This is a genomic window from Pinibacter aurantiacus (assembly GCF_019130065.1).
GTDB classification, from domain to species: domain Bacteria; phylum Bacteroidota; class Bacteroidia; order Chitinophagales; family Chitinophagaceae; genus Pinibacter; species Pinibacter aurantiacus.
Genome location: NZ_JAHSPG010000013.1, coordinates 56425 through 76356 on the forward strand (window position 1 = coordinate 56425; position 19932 = coordinate 76356).

The 19932-nt window shown below is 42.1% G+C and carries 12 protein-coding genes; 2 read left to right on the forward strand and 10 right to left on the reverse strand.

Annotated elements, in window-relative coordinates; all coding sequences use genetic code 11:
• Positions 1 to 47: 47 nt before the first annotated feature.
• On the reverse strand, positions 48 to 1172 hold the full coding sequence (locus KTO63_RS16280) for a TlpA family protein disulfide reductase (RefSeq protein WP_217792449.1): 1125 nt from the start codon (positions 1170 to 1172) through the stop codon (positions 48 to 50).
• 234 nt (positions 1173 to 1406) lie between these two features.
• Between KTO63_RS16280 and KTO63_RS16285 the strand changes: the two genes are divergently transcribed.
• Together KTO63_RS16285 and KTO63_RS16290 are read left to right on the forward strand one after the other, a co-directional pair.
• The gene (locus KTO63_RS16285; RefSeq protein ID WP_217792450.1) at positions 1407 to 2450 is read left to right on the forward strand and encodes a sensor histidine kinase; all 1044 of its coding nucleotides are present in this window, start codon (positions 1407 to 1409) and stop codon (positions 2448 to 2450) included.
• Complete coding sequence (locus KTO63_RS16290) at positions 2447 to 3160, forward strand: LytR/AlgR family response regulator transcription factor (protein WP_217792451.1); 714 nt, start codon at positions 2447 to 2449, stop codon at positions 3158 to 3160. Before KTO63_RS16285 ends, KTO63_RS16290 begins: the two co-directional genes overlap by 4 nt.
• 656 nt (positions 3161 to 3816) lie before the next feature.
• On the opposite strand, the gene KTO63_RS16295 is transcribed toward KTO63_RS16290, so the two are convergent.
• From KTO63_RS16295 to KTO63_RS16335, 9 genes are all read right to left on the reverse strand, one after another.
• The gene (locus KTO63_RS16295) at positions 3817 to 5775 is read right to left on the reverse strand and encodes a glycoside hydrolase family 97 protein (RefSeq protein ID WP_217792452.1); all 1959 of its coding nucleotides are present in this window, start codon (positions 5773 to 5775) and stop codon (positions 3817 to 3819) included.
• An 85-nt stretch (positions 5776 to 5860) separates the two neighbouring features.
• The gene (locus KTO63_RS16300) at positions 5861 to 7354 is read right to left on the reverse strand and encodes an alpha-L-fucosidase (RefSeq protein ID WP_217792453.1); all 1494 of its coding nucleotides are present in this window, start codon (positions 7352 to 7354) and stop codon (positions 5861 to 5863) included.
• An 18-nt stretch (positions 7355 to 7372) separates the two neighbouring features.
• On the reverse strand, positions 7373 to 9775 hold the full coding sequence (locus KTO63_RS16305) for a glycoside hydrolase family 2 TIM barrel-domain containing protein (protein WP_217792454.1): 2403 nt from the start codon (positions 9773 to 9775) through the stop codon (positions 7373 to 7375).
• 9 nt (positions 9776 to 9784) lie between these two features.
• Positions 9785 to 11392, reverse strand: a complete 1608-nt coding sequence (locus KTO63_RS16310; RefSeq protein ID WP_217792455.1) for an alpha-L-fucosidase — start codon at positions 11390 to 11392, stop codon at positions 9785 to 9787.
• A gap of 71 nt (positions 11393 to 11463) precedes the next feature.
• A complete protein-coding gene (locus tag KTO63_RS16315) occupies positions 11464 to 13020 on the reverse strand; it encodes a GH39 family glycosyl hydrolase (RefSeq protein ID WP_232373213.1) in 1557 nt (518 codons plus the stop codon).
• Positions 13021 to 13099: 79 nt separating this feature from the next.
• Complete coding sequence (locus KTO63_RS16320) at positions 13100 to 15217, reverse strand: beta-galactosidase (protein WP_217792457.1); 2118 nt, start codon at positions 15215 to 15217, stop codon at positions 13100 to 13102.
• 77 nt (positions 15218 to 15294) lie between these two features.
• Positions 15295 to 16746, reverse strand: a complete 1452-nt coding sequence (locus tag KTO63_RS16325) for a cellulase family glycosylhydrolase (protein ID WP_217792458.1) — start codon at positions 16744 to 16746, stop codon at positions 15295 to 15297.
• 71 nt (positions 16747 to 16817) lie between these two features.
• Positions 16818 to 18323 (reverse strand): glycan-binding surface protein, encoded by a 1506-nt coding sequence (locus KTO63_RS16330; RefSeq protein WP_217792459.1) that lies wholly within the window; start codon positions 18321 to 18323, stop codon positions 16818 to 16820.
• Positions 18324 to 18350: 27 nt separating this feature from the next.
• Positions 18351 to 19925, reverse strand: a complete 1575-nt coding sequence (locus KTO63_RS16335) for a RagB/SusD family nutrient uptake outer membrane protein (protein ID WP_217792460.1) — start codon at positions 19923 to 19925, stop codon at positions 18351 to 18353.
• Between the last annotated feature and the right edge of the window lie 7 nt (positions 19926 to 19932).

Below are 19932 nucleotides of genomic sequence, written 5' to 3' on the forward strand. Positions count from 1 at the left end.
TTTTATTATTAAGAGTTGAGGAAAGGGTTTACTAACTTGATCGATTACTACCCTTTCTGCTGATACTTGCCATACATTTTTTGCAATTCCTCTATTTTTTCGGCAGAAACCTTTTCTTTCTGAGCCAATTGTATCGCTTCCTGAATATTACTAAGGGCAAGCTTGTAGTTACCAGCATGATAATAGGTATCTGCCAGCTCCTGGTAGGCTTTTACGCTTTTTCCGCCATACCCTTTCTCCTTGAATTGATATTGCAGCAGGCGTTCCTGGATCTTTGCACATGCCATATAAGTTTCCTTTGAAAGGTTTGGTTTCTGCAAAGTCAATCCAACCGCATCAGACAAGTTCAAATACCTCGATAACGGATCTGCAGCCATTTGTTCCAACACAGCAGGCACTCCACTCATGTCAACCTCCAACAGTGCAAACAGTTTATAAAATGCAAACGCATCTCTTCTGTCAGGGAATTGTTTTTCAAGTTGCTCGGTATGCGATTTCATGGCACGCATTATAGATTTCTTATTTGCCGTGTCCTGGAATCCCTTTATCAATTGATCTTCCAAATCATCCTTGCCCTTCATTATTTGTGCTGCTTTTTGTTTATCCCAGGTTCCCGCAAGCACCTGTTCCAGCGCCCAATCAAGCTGGTCAAGGTTAACATCGACCCATGCAATCTTGCCTTCCCCGTCAATAATAAACGTTGTCGGAAATCCCTGTCGACGCAACGGTTTAATCCAGCTATTGTACATGCTATTTGCCTTGCCATCCACTGCGACATTCAATTTCAGGGTTTGTCCTTTGGGCGTTTTTAAAAACTCCTTTACGATGGTCACGGCATCTTTTCCTTTATTATCGCCGATATCTTCATAGCTATCGATAGACGCAAACTGCACCTTTCCTTTGTACTTCTCTTCTATCGCGCTGATCTGGGGAAATGAAGCGATGCAACCGCCGCACCAGGTGGCCCAGAAGTCGATAACATATACGTTACTCTTTTTAAATCCGGTTAAAGGTCTGCCCTTAGCCCATCCTTCCACTTTCAAAGCAGGTGCAGCGTCACCAATTTTTAACGTAACATTTGAATTGAACTGAGCCGTTCCGTCAGTAGGCCCCAGAACAAATACACTCGTGAAAAGTGCGACTGCTAACGCTGTTCTCTTTAAATATTCCATGTTCATTATATTTATTACCTTTTAATAATTTATTTAAATCATCTCAAAAGTAATGGCAGGTAAAAATGAATAAGACGATACTAGACGAAGAAGCAGTAATTCTATACTTAGAAAAACGCTACTCACTTTTGTAGAAGAAAAATGCAATTTCGTAGAATTTCAAAATCTTAAAAATGAAAAAGCCAGAATATTAGACTCGGGAAAATAATTCACCCCTACAATCAAACTAAAAAATTGAAAGAATCAAAGGAAATATTTATAAACTACCTCGTAGATACAAAGTACAGCAAATATCGTCGAGCTATACTTTTTAGTTTCCTATTAGTAATCACTATCGGTTTAAGCATTGCTACAAAAAACATTAAACAGGTTCACTGGTGGTTTGCACCGGGCACTTTCGTTTTGCTGGCAGCACCTATCCTGTTCAACCTTTACTTTTTTCTACCGCAGTATCTTTTTAAAGCGAGGTACAAAGCATATGCAATTGTTCTCATCTTGTCCCTGTTAGTATTCTATACACTGTTAACCTCTTTTTCCAAACTAGGATTCGTAAAACCATCGGATGAAACACCTTTTAACGCAGGAGCTTTTGCAGTTGCTTTTATTTTTTACCTGCTTTTTTACGGCACATTGATTGCCGCTACTTCTGCCGTCAAATTATTCCAAAGATGGGTGAATGACACATACCGGTTAATGCAATTGGAGAACAGTTTTTACAAGACAGAGTTAGATCTGCTGAAAACAAATATCAGCCCGCATTTCCTTTTTAATATGCTTAACAATATTGATGTTCTGATTGGCGCTGAACCAAAGAAGGCAAGAAAACTTGTGATCGAGTTATCCGATTTTATCAGGTATCAATTATACGATAGTCAGCAAGAAAAAGTTTTTTTGCACGCCGACATTGAATTTCTCATACACTTTCTTGAAATGGAAAAAATAAGACGTGATCATTTTCGCTTTACTGTTGAAAATCATTCGAAAAATAGCGAACTGATAGAAGTCCCTCCATTGCTCTTCATTCCGTTTGTCGAGAATGCAGTCAAACACAACGTTGATAGCAAAGAGGCAAATGTCTATGTCTCCTTTTCTACCAACAACCACCACCTGGTTTTTATTTGCACAAATCCTGTAAACAAACACAAAACCCATAAAGTTGGAGGACTGGGACTACCAACGGTGAAACGCCGGCTGGAACTTCTATATCCGGGAAAACATACCCTTGATATCAGTGAAGGAGAAAACACCTTTCACGTAATCTTAAATATAAAACTATGAAGTGCATAATTGTGGATGATGAGCCGATCGCGAGAATGGGCATTAATCAACTACTGCAGGAATATTCTGATGTTGAAGTAGTGGGAAGCTTTAACCAGGCAAAAACAGTGCTCACATTTCTTCAAACAAACCAGGTTGATTTAATCCTGCTGGATATTGAGATGAATGGCATGTCGGGTATTGAACTCGCCCGCGTACTACCATCGCAAACAATGCTCATTTTCATAACGGCCCATCCTGAGTATGCAACGGAGAGTTATGAAGTGGATGCTATTGATTACCTGGTTAAACCCATACATAACGACAGGTTCCATAAAGCCATCCGAAAGGCCTTTGATTATCTTAACTTGTTGAAACAAGCTAACAATGCACCTTCACTGAATTTTTCTGCAGATTACATTCTTGTCAGAGCAGAAAGACAGTTTGTAAAGGTGGAGCATAAAAACATTTTATTTATCGAAGGCCTCAAGGATTACGTTATCATTCATCTTCGCCAAAGCCGTATCATTACCAACATGAATCTTAAAACAATTCACGGTAATCTGCCAGGTGACACCTTTATAAGGGTAAGCAAATCTTACATCGTTAACAAGAACTATGTACATGCCTACGACAATAACACCATAAAAATTGCAGACAACGAAATTCCGATTGGCAGTAAATATCGCGAAGAATTTAAACAATTGGTCATTGCAAATAACAAGAAATAATAAAAAGCAATAACTGTCGTACAGCGCCTGCTTTCGGTTTTGGACATATTCTTAAATTCAAAGTTACAGGGCAAAGCAAGGCTAATAAAAACCGGCTGTTAAAAACTTGCTAGACTTAATTATGTCTCAAATCACTGCAAATACATTCCGCTGGCCTCTCATTATCGCAACAATAATTTTGTCGAGGTAACGTAGGACCCAGGCCAATTATAACACCGATACAATTTCATCACCGCTTACCTGCATTTCGAAAAATTATTGACTATCGCAATGTTAAGTGATTTTACAAGCATGAATGGCTTCTACTTTAGCATTCAATATTTCAATTTAATACTATTGAATACGATTTAATTTATCGACCAGGTACGATACATACATTATATTACCTTTTATTTTTTAATAAAATCTTGACGCTGGCGCTTACGCTTCTTTGAAACCGCTCATGTCTAAAAAACCAATTCCTATGTTCGCCATGCATTTATAACCTGGCCATTAATAAACCCAGTAACTGTGAAACACAAAACATTGCCTACCGTTTGACAATCCAAAACAGATAGCCTTCCTTTTTATATACTGAATGCCAAATGAAAAGGAAGGCTACCGGTTGTAAGAAAACTAATCACCTATAATATTTTCTTGAGGAAGATATCTTATTTTTATTCTTTCATTTTTTTAATTACCCCGGCAAAGCCGCCCCGGGCAAGGCATTCAACTTTTATAGTATCCCCTTTTTTGACTTTTATTTTTTCTGATAAAAACGATTTATCATCGTGTCCATCTTTTATTAATTGGAGTTCATAGTTTCCATCCTTTAAGAAGTTGACGTTCAAAACCAATGTTTGCCTCTCATCTTTCCCGTTCAATCCACCCACATACCAAATCCCATTTTTCTTACGGGCCATTATTACTTTTTCCGCAGGATAACCATCTATCAGTTTAGTGTCCTCCCATGCCGTTGGAAAATTTTGAAGAAAGTTTTTTTCGTCTTCAGGTAATGAATGATAGGCATCCGGTTTGTCCGCGAAGTGTTGCCAGCCCGACTCGAACACAACAGCCAGTGCCAACTCGTGTGCATAGCTTGTAATGTGTGGGAACTGTGAATTTGAAAACGTAACAGGCGTATAATCCATGGCGCCAACGACATTCCTGGTAAACGGCAATGTTGTATTATGTGCAGCAGCTTTGTTGGTTAACGTGGGACCATTATTGTACCATTCCGCCCCATAAACAGCCTCTGTTGTCATCAAATTGGGATAAGTCCGCTGCCAGCCGCGTGGCACAGTGGCACCATGAAAGTTTACCATCAACTGGTATTTTGCAGCATCTTTCAAAATATCAATGTAATACTTCATCATGTCTTGTTGATCACCAGCAAAAAAATCAACTTTAATTCCATACACGCCAATTTTGCGCAGCCATGAAAATTCTTGCGCTCTTTTTTCGGGAGTATTCAGGCGAAATAAAGGGGTAGCATATTTAAACCAATCATTCGAATTATTGGAAGTATCGATTGCATTGGTGGAAGAATTATACCAAACCAATGGCTTAATGTTTTTGCTCTTTGCATAATTAACCGCATCAATGATATTTCCGCCGTTGCTCATTATATCCCATTGCCAATCTATTAAAACATAGGGCCAGCGCATCGCAGCGGCCCCATCAACATATTCTACCACTTTTTTATAGTCTTTCGATCCATTGTTATTAGCCCAATATATCCATGAAACAGCTCCGGGTTTTATCCAGTTTGTTTCTTTTAATTGATTTGATTTGCTGACATCAGTTATTAAGGTAGACTCAACAATGTCACTCAGCTTACCAATAATTAACGTATGCCACTGCGAACTCCAGGGCAGTGTGGTAACAACGCCGGTATGCGGGAATTCTTTTCTCTGCTCCGGATACACTACTTTGTATTGGTTTTTATTTTGAAGGTTGCTGAGTTTAGCGGCACAATTGTTTTCACTAATATTTGCTTCTGAGATCAAAACATAGACCGGTTGATCATTTACCTGGTACAATGCCGGAAAACCCCACTCCTGCCTGCTTTTACCCTCTCCAATTCCTGTTTTATTTAACGGATAAAAATTTTCATAAGCCGCCTCGAAAGGTTGCATCCAGCGGTTTGTGTTATCCGGAAAATTGTAGGTTGTTGCTTCGTCAAGAATATTTTTCGCCGTAAATGAACGATCGGGGAATTCGTATCGAAAAGCAACGCCATCATTATATACCCTGAAAACAATATTAATAGGTTGATGATTCGAATTTTGAAAACTGAATGTTTTTTCTGTTCCAAAATTTTCGCATAGCAGGCGCTTGCCGCAAACTATTTGGTATCTGTCGTGAATGGAAATTGATTTCGATTCTTTAGTCAATTGAAGGTTGTTTACAAATTGTTCGTCGGCGCGGTTTATGCCTAATGGCGATGCAGGCATTGCTTCTATAAATCCGTTATTGACTTTGTAAAATGTTGTAAAATAAATTTCGTTAGCAGTTTTATTGGGCAAGCTCACCACAACTTTTATTTTCCCGTTGGGAGAAAAAATTTCCTGTGCATGCAAATCAATCGTTATACAAAAAATGATTACACACAACAATAAGGGTTTTATTCGCATTTGTGTTTTATTATTAAAAAATCAGGTAATTAGCAATTACAATTTTTTATTTGTCACTTAATCGTTGCAGTGTTATTAATATTCACTATTCATTATTCAATACTTCTTCATTTAACCTTACCGCAAAAATTCTGACATTATCATCTGCATTGGGAAAGTGGATCGTTATTTCGCGATTTTTATTTTGTGAAAAACGCAGTTTCGAATCTCTGCCCACTTCATAGACTTTCATAATACGCTGCCCTTTATTAATTGCCGGCAGGGTTATAGCATTACTTTTAAAATTGTCCAGGAGAAAAACATAGATCGTACTATCCCTGTAAGCAAACCCATACTGTCCGTCTTTGGGATTCCATGGGCCGCCGAAAGTGCCGTAAACAGCTTCTTCTCTTCCATGTAACCAATTGCCGGTTTGTTGTAACAAATGTGTAACAGGCCGGCTGATCACACCGTGCCTATCCGGACCAACATTCAACAACAACGACATATTTCTAATCACCACATCGGCCAGCATACGTTTTAGTTGATTGAACGAAATCATTTTTGTACTGTCTTCCATTGCAGCTGTATACCCCCATGCACCGCCAAGGGTCATGCATTTCTGCCAAATCTCTTTTGAACGAATGGGCCCTGTTATTGGCGCACCGCCTTCTTCACTCATAAAGTCACCCATCCAGGAAGAACGGGGATTGACAACTATATCGGGTTGATATTTTCTAACTACTCCCATAATGCCCAGTGGCTTACCGGTTTCTGCATCTGTATCCTGGAAAAATTTATTAATGGGCCATTGATTCGTCGTATCAAGATATTTTCCGGGCTCCCAAAAGTAAGCTGCGTCTGCATCAGTGCCTTGTTGCCCAAGCCAGCCGCCATCCCAAAATATCAAATCAATCTTTCCATAATCGGTCATTAATTTTTTTACATCATAGTACAGTCCTTCTTTCATCTCACGCGCATTTTCTTTATGCGCTATATCGGTACCATAGCCCCAATTATTTTTTTTAGCACCCATTCCGCTCGCATCATAATAACCGGGATAGCGCCAGTTGATCATCGTTTTATATAATCCCACTTTCAACCCGGCTTTGCGACAAGCATTTGTGTACTCCTTTACAAAATCACGATTGAGTGTTTGTTTGCTGGTAAATGAATTAATGTACCGGCTGTCGAACAATGCAAAGCCATCATGGTGCATGGCAGTAAGGCACATATATTTCATACCGGCAGCTTTCGCCAATGCGGCCCATTCATCTGCATTGAATTTATCGGCCGAAAAATATTCATCGCCACTTTCCGGATAGGCCAGCTTCCTGTATGCTTCAACAGGCACTGCGCTATTCTCCATGTACCATTCGCCTTTTGCAGGGCCTGCATACAATCCCCAATGAATAAACATGCCAAAGCGAGCGTTCAGAAGCCATTTCACTTTCTCGTTTGATTGTTGCACAATGCCATATTCGCTTTGCGGAATACGAGCAGGTAATGGGTGAATGCCCGATACTTTTTTCGCCTTTGTTTGTGAAAATGCCTGCAAAAAAATCAGCAAGCAGGCGCCAAGGGTAAGGAATTTTTTCATCGTTTACTTATAATAATTTTAGTTAACCGCTAGGATCGTTGTTTCTGCTGTTTGCAGCTGATCCGCTGTTGCCGTCAATTTGATTTCGCCTGCCTGGCGACTACTTTTAATTATCACCAAAGCTTTGCCATGCCAGGCTTTGCGTGAATGGCCGATATAGCTCCCGCAATCTTTCATATCTGCATTGGCAACGCCAACAATACTACCGGCCCCTTCTATTTTAAAATGCAACAAACTATTGGCGTTGGGTTGTAATATGCCATCCTTATCTGTAATATCGACGGTTATAAAAGACAGGTCCTGTCCGTTTGAGATCAATGTGTTTCTATCAGGGGCAAGTTTGATCTTTGCAGGCTCGCCTGCTGTTTGCAGTACTTTTGTTTCCACCTCTTTGTCATTTTCTACACCAACTGCTTTTAATCGTCCTGCTACGAATGGAACTGAAAACACTGCTTTGAACTCTTGCGCCCGTGACATATTTTTCTCACCGACTAATTTATCATCCAGGTAAAGCCTTACCAGAGGATATTTTGAAAATAGTTCAACCTGCAAGGGTTTTTCTTCAAACCCCGGCCAGTTCCAGCTTTCCCACGATGGGAAAACGGACCACCATGTTTCCTTTATTTTCAGAGGTTCGGGAGCAGGCTCACGAACGGCCATGTATAACTTTTCACGATCATTATACAACATGCTCCGGTAATAGGATATTGGCTTACGGTTTCCAATTAAATCAATGTCGCCGCAATAAGCGCCATGCCAGGGGAACATATCATTTTCCCAGTTTTCGCCGGGCGTTTCTCCTGAATAATAGTTGCGGCCTATGCCGGCTTCGCCAAGGTAATCGATAGCGGTCCAAACAAAGTCGCCAATAATAAAGTTATGATCCTGCACCAGTTTCCAATTGGCAAAAGCATCTTTAGGGTAAGACTCTGTTTGTACAACGATGCGATCAGGAGCTCGAAGATGGTCCGCCGGTGCAGCGTTCAGATGATAGTTATACCCGGCAACGTCATGTACAGCAAACAACGAATCAAGGTTTTCCCATTTATTGAAATTAACGACGGCAGAAGTAACCGGCCTGGTTGTATCCAGCTTTTTAATTGTGCGCAGCAGCATCTCCGCCGTAGAAATAGCTTTCGGTTCTCCTCTTTCTACAATTTCGTTGCCAATGCTCCACATAAAAACCGACGGATGATTCCTGTCCCTCACAATCATTGCTTCCATGTCTTTCCGCCACCAGTCGTCAAAATATTTTCCATAATCGTTTATATTTTTTCCTTTTTGCCAACAGTCAAAGGATTCTTCCATTACCAACAGTCCCAACCTGTCGCACGCCTCCAGGAAGGCTTCTGATGGCGGATTGTGAGACGTGCGAACAGCATTAAAACCTGCCTGCTTCAGCAACTCCACTTTACGTTCTTCCGCACGATCATACGCCACAGCACCAAGGCATCCGTTATCATGATGCACACAACCTCCTGATATTTTTATTGCTTTGCCATTTAATACAAAACCGTTTTTTGCTGAAAACTCAATGGTGCGGATCCCAAAATCTGTTTTTGTTTCATCAGTTATCTTTCCTGATTGCGAGAGGGAAACATTGGCTGCATACAAAAAAGGATGTTGCGGGGACCAAAGTTGTGGCTGTTTTATAATGATGTTTTGAACAATCTCTTGTTCACTGTTTGCCCCAAGGGTAATATTGATTTTATCGCTGCCCGCTTTATCTGAGTTGCTGCTATGAAGGATTGTGCCTATAGTTATTTTTTGTGCAGACGAAGTTTCATTTTTTACAAGAGTTCTTACCTCCACAGTAGCTTGTTTGGCGGCAACATCCCTGGCTGCAACAGTAACGCCCCATTGAGCTACGTGCAGCCGTTCCGTAACCATCATCCACACATGCCGGTAAATACCTGAACCACTGTACCACCTCGAATTTATCTCCTGCGAGTTATCCACCCTTACTGCAATAACGTTTTCTTTTCCCTGCATCAGGTACGGAGAAAGATCATGGTAAAAAGAAGTATATCCATAAGGATGCATACCGAGCGATTTGCCGTTGATGAACACTTCAGCATTCATGTAGACGCCTTCAAAATAAACGGCTACCTTTTTTGCTGCCCAATCATTTGGAACAAAGAAAGATTTTCGATACCAGCCGATGCCATTGGGAAAATAACCACCGGCACCCTTTGACGGGTTATCAGCACTTACAGTTCCTTCAATACTCCAGTCATGTGGCAGGTCAAGTCTCCTCCACTTAGCATCATTAAATGTAATCTCCTGTGCGCCCTGGGCTTCACCTGGGAAAAAGGTCCAGTCATAATCGAATAATTGTTTTCTACCTTCAACTTTTTTTTGCGCTGAAGCATTTGTATGAACAATGAACGCACAACATAGAAATAAAACAATTCCTTTCATTAGCGTTACTTAATTCTGTTTAACAATTTTAAAAACGGTAGCAATGTTGTTTGGAATTGTTTTTGGTTTTTCAATCACTAACATTCCATCTGTTTTTTTCCATTTTATTGCTTCGCTACTTCCAAGGAGGTTGATCGTTTTTATTTTTTCATTTCCCAACGCTGTTATTTTTATCGCATCCGTTGGGGCACCCATCACCGTTGCGTATAAAATATTTTTGTTTTGGGCGAAGCGAATATCTTTTTCTGAAAATTTTGTTTTGCCTTCGTTGAACCCCGCATTGTCTATTGGATTCGCAGCATCGGCAGTGGGGCCTTCTCCAAAAATTCTCCATGGCCTTGTATTGAAAATGCTTTCCTTGTTAATATTCATCCATGCTGCAATGCCGTTCAATGTTTCTATCTCTCTTTCATCAATGGTTCCATCACCACGCACGGGAATATTCAGCAATAAGTTGCCGTTCTTGCTTACTATATCTACCAACATCAAAATCACTTCTTTTGCTGACTTGTAGCTATTATTTGTAAACCTGCCGCGGTTGTAATGCCAATCACCAATACAGCTGCAGGTTTGCCAGGCCAGGGGTTGCAGTTTATCAGGCGCGCCACGTTCTACGTCCCATACCATGCACTTTTTTTGTTCATCGGATAAAATCTTTCCAAACAATACGCCCTGCAACTTACCGCTATGTGTAGCCATGTTATGATTATAGTAATGTGCCGCCAATTTCAAACCCGCATCACTCAGAGGATAGAGAGGCAGTACGGAGTCATCGAAGTAAAGCAAATCGGGGTTGTACTGGTTTATCAGATCCATGGTGCGGTTGAAGAATTTTTGGCAATACGCCTGCGAAGGTGGAGTGGTACCGTTGTTCCATTCCCATCCCCAGCCAGTGCTGAGCGGGTGATTTTGGGCATATAGTTCCTGCGGATCGAGGCCCTCCCACCAGGTACCTTTACCATCGGCTTTTGTAAGTTTGCCATCATATGGAATGCCTTTGTACGGCCCTGCAGTATCTGCTCTCTGTGCCGTTTCATACCACATCCATGCATGCGACGCATGAACACTTAAACCGAAGGGAAGCTTATATTTTTTTGCTGCTTTTGCCCAGCCATCAATAATATTTTTTTTAGGACCCACACGTGTTGTGTTCCACTCCTGGTATTTGCTATCCCACATGTCGAGGTTATCATGGTGATTGGCCATCGCAAAAAAATACTGGGCGCCTGTGCGTTTATACAATGCGACTAATTTTTCAGGCTCCCAATTCTCGGCCTTCCATTCGTGTATGATATCTTTGAAACCAGACTTTGAGGGATGTCCATACTTCTCCAGGTGCGATTTGTATTGCCAGCTATTTTCTTCATACATGCCGCGGGCATACCAATCGCCCATTTCAGGCTGGCATTGCGGCCCCCAGTGGGCCCATATTCCAAACTTTGCATTCCGGAACCATTCGGGAACTTCGTACTGACTGAGTGATTGCCAGGTAGGTGAAAATTTGCCGGCATCAATCGGTTCGGCAGTTGTTGAAACCTGTATCATTTGTTTTTCCTGCGAAAACAACGACAGCTGTAAGAAAGCTATTAAAAAGAAACTGCTTGTTAAACGTTTCATACTATAAGAATTATTTTAAGGGCTGAATTTAAGATCTTTTTGCAATGAATGTTTTTTTGACACTTATTTCATCAACGTTTCACCAGGTTGATCATTACTACATCATTTTCCCGGATATCGATCACTTTTGACAATGCGGTGTTGGCTTTGATTGTAATTTGATATATCGCTGAAGGCTTGCCACTACTCTGGCTTTTTAGCTTTTCAACCTGTTGCCTGTTCAATCGGCCGGGCCGCCCCATGTCTACATAACTGGTATAGGAATCATTTTCACGGTAGCCGCATTTATAAATTTCCATTGTATAGTTACCAGCCGGCAAATGCGACAAACTTATTTTTACTTTACCTTTTGGCTTTGCCGGAAGGTCCTTGTTGTAATAGTTTTGATTGTTGGTTGAGTCTGGCAATGTGTAGGTGAAATCCCATAGCAACATTTGTACATCACCCCGATCATTTTTTGTGACCCAGGAACGGGCATCGTTATTTTGCAATTCTGTTTTTCCTAATTTATTTAAAAATTGATAGGCAAAAAAAGCAGGTTTAGCGATGCCTTGTATCGTGAGCAATCCGAAGCCTCCATGATACGGCGTGAAGCGCGGGCCGGGCTCTTCAAAAATGTCGGTGAACGTCCAATACGACATGGAGTTTGCATGATTGCCCACTTGTTTTAATTTTTCTAAGATAAAAGCGGCTTCATGGTAACTGTCGTGAAGCGGATCAGCGGGTGTATACGATGAACTCCATTCTGTATAATGTAATTCGAGGTTGGGCTTAGATGAAGCATTGATTTCTTTTCTGGATTGCAACACATCACCGCTAACAGTCATGGTGTCTTTGCTTAGCACTGTTCCTCCATTGCCATACTCATCCAGGAAGCCTTGATTTACGCCATAAGCATGTGTGCTGATAAAATCAATGGGCACATTATTCTTTGCACAGTAATCAATCGTTTCGCTTTCCCATGCTGCGCCGGCAGTGGCGGGACCACCTACCCTGTAAGCGGGGTTTACAGCTTTCACCGCTTCTGCAGTGTACTTATAGAGTTTGAAATATTCCTCCTGTGTACTGCTCCAGAAACCCGGCGACAAATTAGGTTCGTTCCAGACTTCAAAATACCAGGTCTTTACTTCTTCTTCTCCATATCTTTCTGTAAAATGGGTTACGAGGCTTTTAATCAATCCTGCCCACTTATCATAATCCTTTGGGGGTGTTACATTTCCCCTCCACCAAAAAATGGTCTGGTGGCCGCTCGCCAATGCGTTGGGCATAAACCCCAACTCCACAAAAGGCTTCATGCCTATACTTTGTAAATAATCGAAAAGTGCATCTACATACATATAGTTATAAACGGGATTGCCTTTGCTATCTTCCGTATAAACGGCCATGTCATCGGTAAGCAACCCGTGCATGCGGATGTAGCGAAACCCGCATTGTTTCCTTACATAGGCCAGTTGTTGCTGCCAGTCTGCGCGAAGGCCCTCATTCGCCCTGCCCGCTCCCACGCATTCATTAAACGTCGTGTTAAGTTTGCCAGATACTTTATTGTAGTCAACAGTAATCGTTCTTTGTGCTATCGTCAATAATGAAATTGCTTGCAACGCGCACCATAAAAAAACTTCCTTTCTCATCTGCATAATTTGATTTTAATTGAATCTGCAATTGATGGTTCATAACCACTTCGTCTGCTATTGTTTCACCACTTCGCAATTATTCACTCCAAACCAGAACACCGGCCGGTTTCATTGTTTTGTCTCCGATTAATATTTTAGCTGATGCAGGAATGCTCATTGTGTAGTTTTCGGAAGAATAGTTTACAGCAACGTAAAACCCATCCCGCCAATACACATAAATGCCATCCGGATAGTTTGCGGCACTTGCATTTGCCGCTTTGAAAGCATCGCGCAAAACATCTTTTTCCAATTTCGAATCATCCGTATTGACACCGATATAAGTTACGGTGCCCCTGCCCAGGTTTCTTTTTACTACCGCCGCTGTTCCTTTGTAAAACTGGTTATCGTAAACAGCAACTGTCTCTGTATTTTCACCTGGAACAAGTAGGTCGGCCCAGTTGTTCCAGCTATAGTGTGTTGTGTTCATTACAATATCGCCCTGTGCGCTATAAGAAAGCATATCTGTCGCTTTCAACCGGGCACCAATGAGCGATGTGATGGGATCTGCCATGGCACCTTCCCAGAAATGCCCGCTGCGATTTTTGGTAGCCGTGCGGCAGGTGATGATCAGATGTCCGCCGTTGGCAACATAGTCGCTCCATTTTTTTATCAAAGCAGTATCTGCCATTTCATAGGCAGGTACAATAACAAACTTGAATTTCGACAAATCCGCAGTTTCCGGAACAATGTCTACCGGTGCGCCCAATGATTTTGCTATTTCTACAAACTTTACCGGGTAGTTCCATGTATCCCATTGGTATGTCTGCTTTTGCCTGTCTATGCTCCAATAATTCTCCAGGTTCCAAACAATGGCGGTTGACCTTGCCTTCAATTCTTCAGGCATTTTAGCGCCTGGTTTAAACTGTTTGCGCAGCCCTCTGATTTCTTTCATAAACCGGACGTACTCTTCTCCCCCTTGTGAAGGGGTTACGCCGTCTGTCAGCATAATGCCCGCGTGGTATTGCTCAGTACTGTAATTGATCTGGCGATAACGATAAGAGCAGGCAATTTTTCCGCCGGCGGCAAATGTGTGGTACAGCCACATGCGTACGGTACCTGGCAACAGCAGCGGATTATAACTTCCCCAATTAACGGGCCCGGGCTGAATCTCCATGACTCCCGATATGCCACTTAATGATTTGAAATAATCTGCTGCAAACAAAATTACCTTGCTATTGCCCAGCCTGAAACCCTGGTTGCCAATATTGTCGCTACCGCCATTGGGATAAGCCGTGTAAGTAGCAAAGTCAAGGTTCTTTGTGCGCATAACATCGGAGCCGGTTGAAACTGCGGTATAGTTGGTTGTGATGTACTGATGCTTTGAAATAAAAGCTCTCAGCGTAGCGGCCTGATAATCCAGAAACTCAGCCTGCGCATCCGCAGCGTATCTCTTGAAATCCAGTAATGCATGAGGATTATTTCCCCACCAGCCTACTAAATTTGTATTGGGGATTATTACCTGGCTGAAATTATTGAACCACTGGCTCCAGAAAGCAGCACCCCAGGCTGCATTCAGCGCGTCTATAGTATGGTATTTATTTTTCAGCCATGTCCTGAATGCATCTTGTGATGCGGGGCTATAGTCAGGAATGGCACCGGGCTCATTATCTATTTGCCAACCAGTTATGTTCTCATTCTTGCCATAGCGTTTAGCCATTTCAGTTACTATTCTGTGTACAGATTGACGGTACTTTTTATTTACGATTGACCCCAATCCTCTTGTTCCATTTTCTGCGCGGATATAATGTCCGTCCATGATAAAAGTTTCCGGATAATGTATTCGCATCCATGTGGGAGTGGTTGCAGAGGGTGTACACATGAGCACTTTCAGTTTATATTTTGCACAAAGGCTTACTACTTTATCGAGCCATGCAAAATTGAACTTATCTTCTTCAGGTTCCATCTTAAACCAGGCAAACTCCGCCAGGTGAACAAACTCGAATCCCATTTCCGACATCTTCTTAATATCCCTTTCCCACTGGCTTTCGGGCCAGTGTTCAGGGTAGTAGTAAATGCCGGTTGTCACAAGGCTGCTGTCTGGGAAGAATGTGTTTGGCTTTTCCTGGGATCTGCCCGGGAGCAGTAACATAAAAAAAACAACCACTAATAGCGCCACTCTGATCATAAAACTTCTCTTTTTATCTTCTGTTTTCATTTATAAAAATCTGACAGGGACAATGTCCTAACGAAAAGCTGTACCCTGTGCCTTGCATCGACATCACCCTTCTTTTTTTATAATGCTGCCTTTATGGCGTCTACTGTTTGCTGATCTTTTATGGTATCATTTACCCTGTCGAAAACGCCTCCTGTTTCCCATACAAATGGTTTGGCACCTATGGCCAGGCATTGCTTTGTAAGATAGGTGTACCATGCATTTACAGACGCATTATGCTTTGCCATATCGCGGGGAACATGTATAGGATCTGTAGCTTTTCTCCTGTTGGTGGAGTATTCACCCATTATCAACGGTACGCCCTTGTCAATATATTCGGTCTTCATTTTTTTAAAGAAAGCTAACTGGTCAGCTTCTTCGCCATAAGTCGCATTGCGGAAGGGATCATCAATAGTAGAATGATTGCCAGCTCCCCAATAGTAAAAAATATTTCCCCAGCCACCTTCGGAGGGATCAGCGTCCAATATTGCGAAATTGCTTGGTGTGTAATTATGAAACTCAAACAGTAAGCGGTTAGGCGTAGCATCAGTAGGGAAATACCTTCCTGGTTGTATAAATTCTTCAGAACCCTGAATGGCAATGGTTCTGTATGCATTTTTCCCTCCTGTTGAACGAACAGCGTTTATACATGCCTGATGGTATGCCACTAAATTTTTTGCTTCTGCATCATTGGAAACATTGAAGGGTTCATTGGCACTTGCAAATAGCACATGCTCATCAAAATCGCGCATGGCAGTTGCTATTTGCTGCCAGTAAGCTGTTTGCCGTGCAATAACCATGTCCTTTTTGCTGTCGGCTGCATTACCGGCGCCTTCCAGCCATCCGCCATCCCAATGTATATTCAGCAAAACATACATGTCATTGTCAACACACATCTGCACCACTTTCTTTACAGAATCCATCCACTCCTGCGGTATTTGGGCAGTTGCATTATCGCCTCCATGTAAATACCAGCCTGCAGGAATGCGCACTGCATTGAATCCTGTTTGTTTTAACAGTTTAAAATAATTTTCTGTTGGGCCGGGGTTAATGTTTACCAGTTCCAATGTATTACCCAGGTTTACTCCCAGTTTGATCTTAGTGATCAGTTGCGCAGCAGTGCTGCTCATTCCGGTAGCGTCCGGTGCCTTGGGTGAAGTATTGTAATTCGGAAAAACGTACGGGAACTGATATACATTTATTCTCCTTGTGAGGCCATTTGCCGAATTGAGCAATATAACCTTTGAACGAGCAGCACCGGTATAGTTTGTATCGGAAACAGCAACCTGGATGGTGGCATTACCCGCGTCTCCGGACACCTGGCTCAGTTTTACCCAATTCAATCCGGTTGTGTCTATGCCCCAGGAACTATTGCAGTTGAACATTAAAGATTTTGTTCCTCCCCAGGCAGCAACACTGTCCGTTTGGTTGGCAAGGGAGAGCTGAGCATCCTGACCTGATTTTTTGCAGGAAGCCAAAGAAATGGGTGCCACGAAAATTATTGCGGCTATAATCATTTGAATATTTTTCATTGTCATTTTCGTTTGTTTTAAGAGAGGACACGAGGTAGAAACCCCGTGTCGTTCATCAGATGATGGCTGTTTTATTTAATTTTTACTACACGTATATTATCAAAGGCTGCATAATATCCTGTGGGGTTGGTTGCTGCACTATAGTTGTGCATATACAGGTTCATGCCGGTTTTACCAGAATTACCTACCAAACTTGTAAGCGTTGTAATGGCGTTTCCGCGGCCATCGCCGAGTGTGGCACTATTGGTTCTGAAAGATGAGAGCGGAATGGTAACGGTAACCCATCCTTTCGTTTTAAAGTCCTCAGCACCTGTAGCTGTACTCCATGGTTCGTAGCGATACATAATATTGTTTGATACACCACCCTGGATACAAAGCGAAGCGCCGTTCCATGCCTTCGGTACATTCATTTCAAACTTTACCGCCCAATTTTCAGGGGCGTCGGATATATTACCGGCAGGCATCCACTGTGCATCGCCTAATCGTATTGCTGTGCTTCCATTGTTACCATCTCCACTATTTAATGGAGAATTGATAAGGGACATAAACATACTTGGATTGCCCGCAAATAAAGGATCATAAGGGGGCCAGCCCGAATTCGGATCACCACTTTGTAATGAAGCGCCTCCCCACCATTGCCATCCAAACAGATCGCCCCATTCCATGTTACCTATCATACCCGTTAAGACATCATTCACCTTAAATGTAGTAGAGGCTGAGCCATACGATGTAGTTACCGTAACTACTCCTGAAGAATTTAATGGCGGGCATTTGAATGCGATATAGGAGAAATCCGGCGATGTATTATAAGTTGCGATAGTAACGCCTCCAAAATTAACGGTCTGCACATCCTTGAAAGCAGCGCCATAGATGTAAACAGAATCTCCTGCGGAAGGATTTTCATTTGAGATGGAAATAATACTGGGCTTTCCTACTGTATATATTTTTGATGTTATTGCCGTACCCGCCTGGGCCACCACTTTGATGGGACCTCCGGGCACCTCTGCCAGAGGCGGACATATAAACCTGATAAAGGTCCCAAGCGAATCAACAGCAAAGTTTTTAATAACGCCGCCTGCAAAGTTTACGCTTTGTACCAGGAAGAAGCCGGATCCCTGAATGTATACTGAATCACCTGGAAAGAAGGTTTCATTACCAATTCCGGTAATCACGGGCATTGGATAACTGTAGTTGAAAGAAAACAATGTACTTCCTGTTACGGTAGTATATCTCACTGTATTCAGAAGCTCTGCAGGAACGGTATTGAATGGAATGGTGGCAGGTATTTGCACGACAGCCATGTCGTTTGAAAACAAGCCGTAGTTGAATTGGGCAGGCACACCATCAAAAAGTATTTCAACAGCATCTTTTAAATTGGAGCCATGAATAACGATCCATTGACCCGCCGTAATGCTTGTTACAAGCGTATCACCAGGTGCGGCTGAATAGTTTCGTATGGACGTTATTTGCGGGGTACCACCCACCTTATCTTTTTTACAAGCTGACAATATTAACACTGCCAGCAGAATGGCGAAAAAAGATGAAAACCATTTTATGTTTGAATTACTAAGGTTCATAATTTTTAAATTTTGGCTTCATAAAAATTAATAGTAAGGCACAGGTGCATCTGCCAGCTTAGGATCAGCGGAGAGTTCTGATGCAGGCAATTGCATGGTAAATGCTGCAATTGTTGCAGGCACAATTACTACGTTGCTTGGGTCAGGTGTAGCTACGCCATTGGTGTAACTAAAAGTGGTGCGTTGCTGATCGTTAATTAGGGAAACAGCTTTTGTGGGATTCCAGTAAGACAAGCGAACCAGGTCCAACCAAAACTGTCCTTCAAATGCAAACTCAATGCGTCTTTCCTTAAGCAGTACATCCATGTCTATTGTAGACACTGGATCTACACCGGCTCTGGTCCTGACTTTATTAAAAAACTTTAACGCCTCTGCATTACTGGTCGTTGTGTTATTTCCTAACAAGGCTTCTGCGTATACAAGGTAAACGTCGGCCAGGCGAAGCAATGCATCGTGTTCGATAGAGGCCGTATAAGTCATGGAAGGAGAATTATTATCCTTTTCATTGCCGATGATATGTTTCTTCATCGCCTGACCGGTAGACTTATAACCACCATTGGCTGCATTCAATTCGGGATAAATATCTCCATTCATCATAAAGGAAGCTTTCCTTCTGACTGAATCCTGGGTGGAATAATTTAAATACAAATCGTAAGTAGGCGCCAAAGGGGTCCATGCACCATTTTTCTGAGGATTGATATCGTTGGAAGGTGAATAGGTCAACAGCAGATTGCCTTCTTCCCACGATACACTGGGACCGGTGGCCCACTGCAATGCAAACAGCACTTCAGAATTGTCGTTGTATTGGGCTTTGAAAAGGTTTGCGTAATTATTTAATAAATTCAATCCACTGTTATTACAAACATTCCCCGCATATTTTATGGTACTGTCTAAATATTGTTGATTTCGTGCGCCATTGGTTTGCCCCAGTCCAGCCATTGTCAGGTAAACCTTCGCCAACATTCCCTGTGCGGACCATTTTGTAACTCTTCCTTTTGCGTCTATTGAAGGAAGATTCAAAGATGCAAAGTGTAAATCATTTTCAATAAATTTATACACATCAGCAACAATATTACGCTGTAGAAGGGGGTCCTTAATGAGCTTGCTGTTGTCTTCTATTATAGGCACGGATCCCCACAACATAGCAAGATAATAATAGGCAGTGCCCCTGATAAATCTTGCTTCAGCAAGTGCTGCATTCTTATCGGAAAGACTGATGGTGCTGCCTGCATTTTTATCGATAGAATTAATCACAGTGTTGCACTGTCCTATCAGGTTATACAATCCTTTCCAACCGCCCTGCATCACGCTGTTTCCTGCAGTGATGGTACGCGCATACAGTTGCACCCAATCACCCGACCATGCGAAGAACGCGTTGCCGCTTAAAATATCTCCCAAAGGCAGATAAGCTTCATGGTGCCAGACACCCCATGGTGATCCACCATACAGGCTCGCTGTAGCCAATCGTAATTCATCTGTGGTTTTGTAAAAATTTTCAGAGCTGATCTGGGATTGGGAAGGCCGGTCCAGAAAGCTTTTCTTACATGCAACACCGCATACCAGTACAACTGCAGTAAGTAATATTTTATTTATGTATTTCATTACAATA

Bases quoted from the DNA above. Each gene is read 5' to 3' on its own strand.
- KTO63_RS16280 (WP_217792449.1), bottom strand. From the start codon at position 1,172: ATGGAATATTTAAAGAGAACAGCGTTAGCAGTCGCACTTTTCACGAGT.
- KTO63_RS16325 (WP_217792458.1), bottom strand. From the start codon at position 16,746: ATGAAAAATATTCAAATGATTATAGCCGCAATAATTTTCGTGGCACCC.
- KTO63_RS16315 (WP_232373213.1), bottom strand. From the start codon at position 13,020: ATGAGAAAGGAAGTTTTTTTATGGTGCGCGTTGCAAGCAATTTCATTA.
- KTO63_RS16335 (WP_217792460.1), bottom strand. From the start codon at position 19,925: ATGAAATACATAAATAAAATATTACTTACTGCAGTTGTACTGGTATGC.
- KTO63_RS16305 (WP_217792454.1), bottom strand. From the start codon at position 9,775: ATGAAAGGAATTGTTTTATTTCTATGTTGTGCGTTCATTGTTCATACA.
- KTO63_RS16295 (WP_217792452.1), bottom strand. From the start codon at position 5,775: ATGCGAATAAAACCCTTATTGTTGTGTGTAATCATTTTTTGTATAACG.
- KTO63_RS16300 (WP_217792453.1), bottom strand. From the start codon at position 7,354: ATGAAAAAATTCCTTACCCTTGGCGCCTGCTTGCTGATTTTTTTGCAG.
- KTO63_RS16330 (WP_217792459.1), bottom strand. From the start codon at position 18,323: ATGAACCTTAGTAATTCAAACATAAAATGGTTTTCATCTTTTTTCGCC.
- KTO63_RS16310 (WP_217792455.1), bottom strand. From the start codon at position 11,392: ATGAAACGTTTAACAAGCAGTTTCTTTTTAATAGCTTTCTTACAGCTG.
- KTO63_RS16320 (WP_217792457.1), bottom strand. From the start codon at position 15,217: ATGAAAACAGAAGATAAAAAGAGAAGTTTTATGATCAGAGTGGCGCTA.
- KTO63_RS16290 (WP_217792451.1), top strand. From the start codon at position 2,447: ATGAAGTGCATAATTGTGGATGATGAGCCGATCGCGAGAATGGGCATT.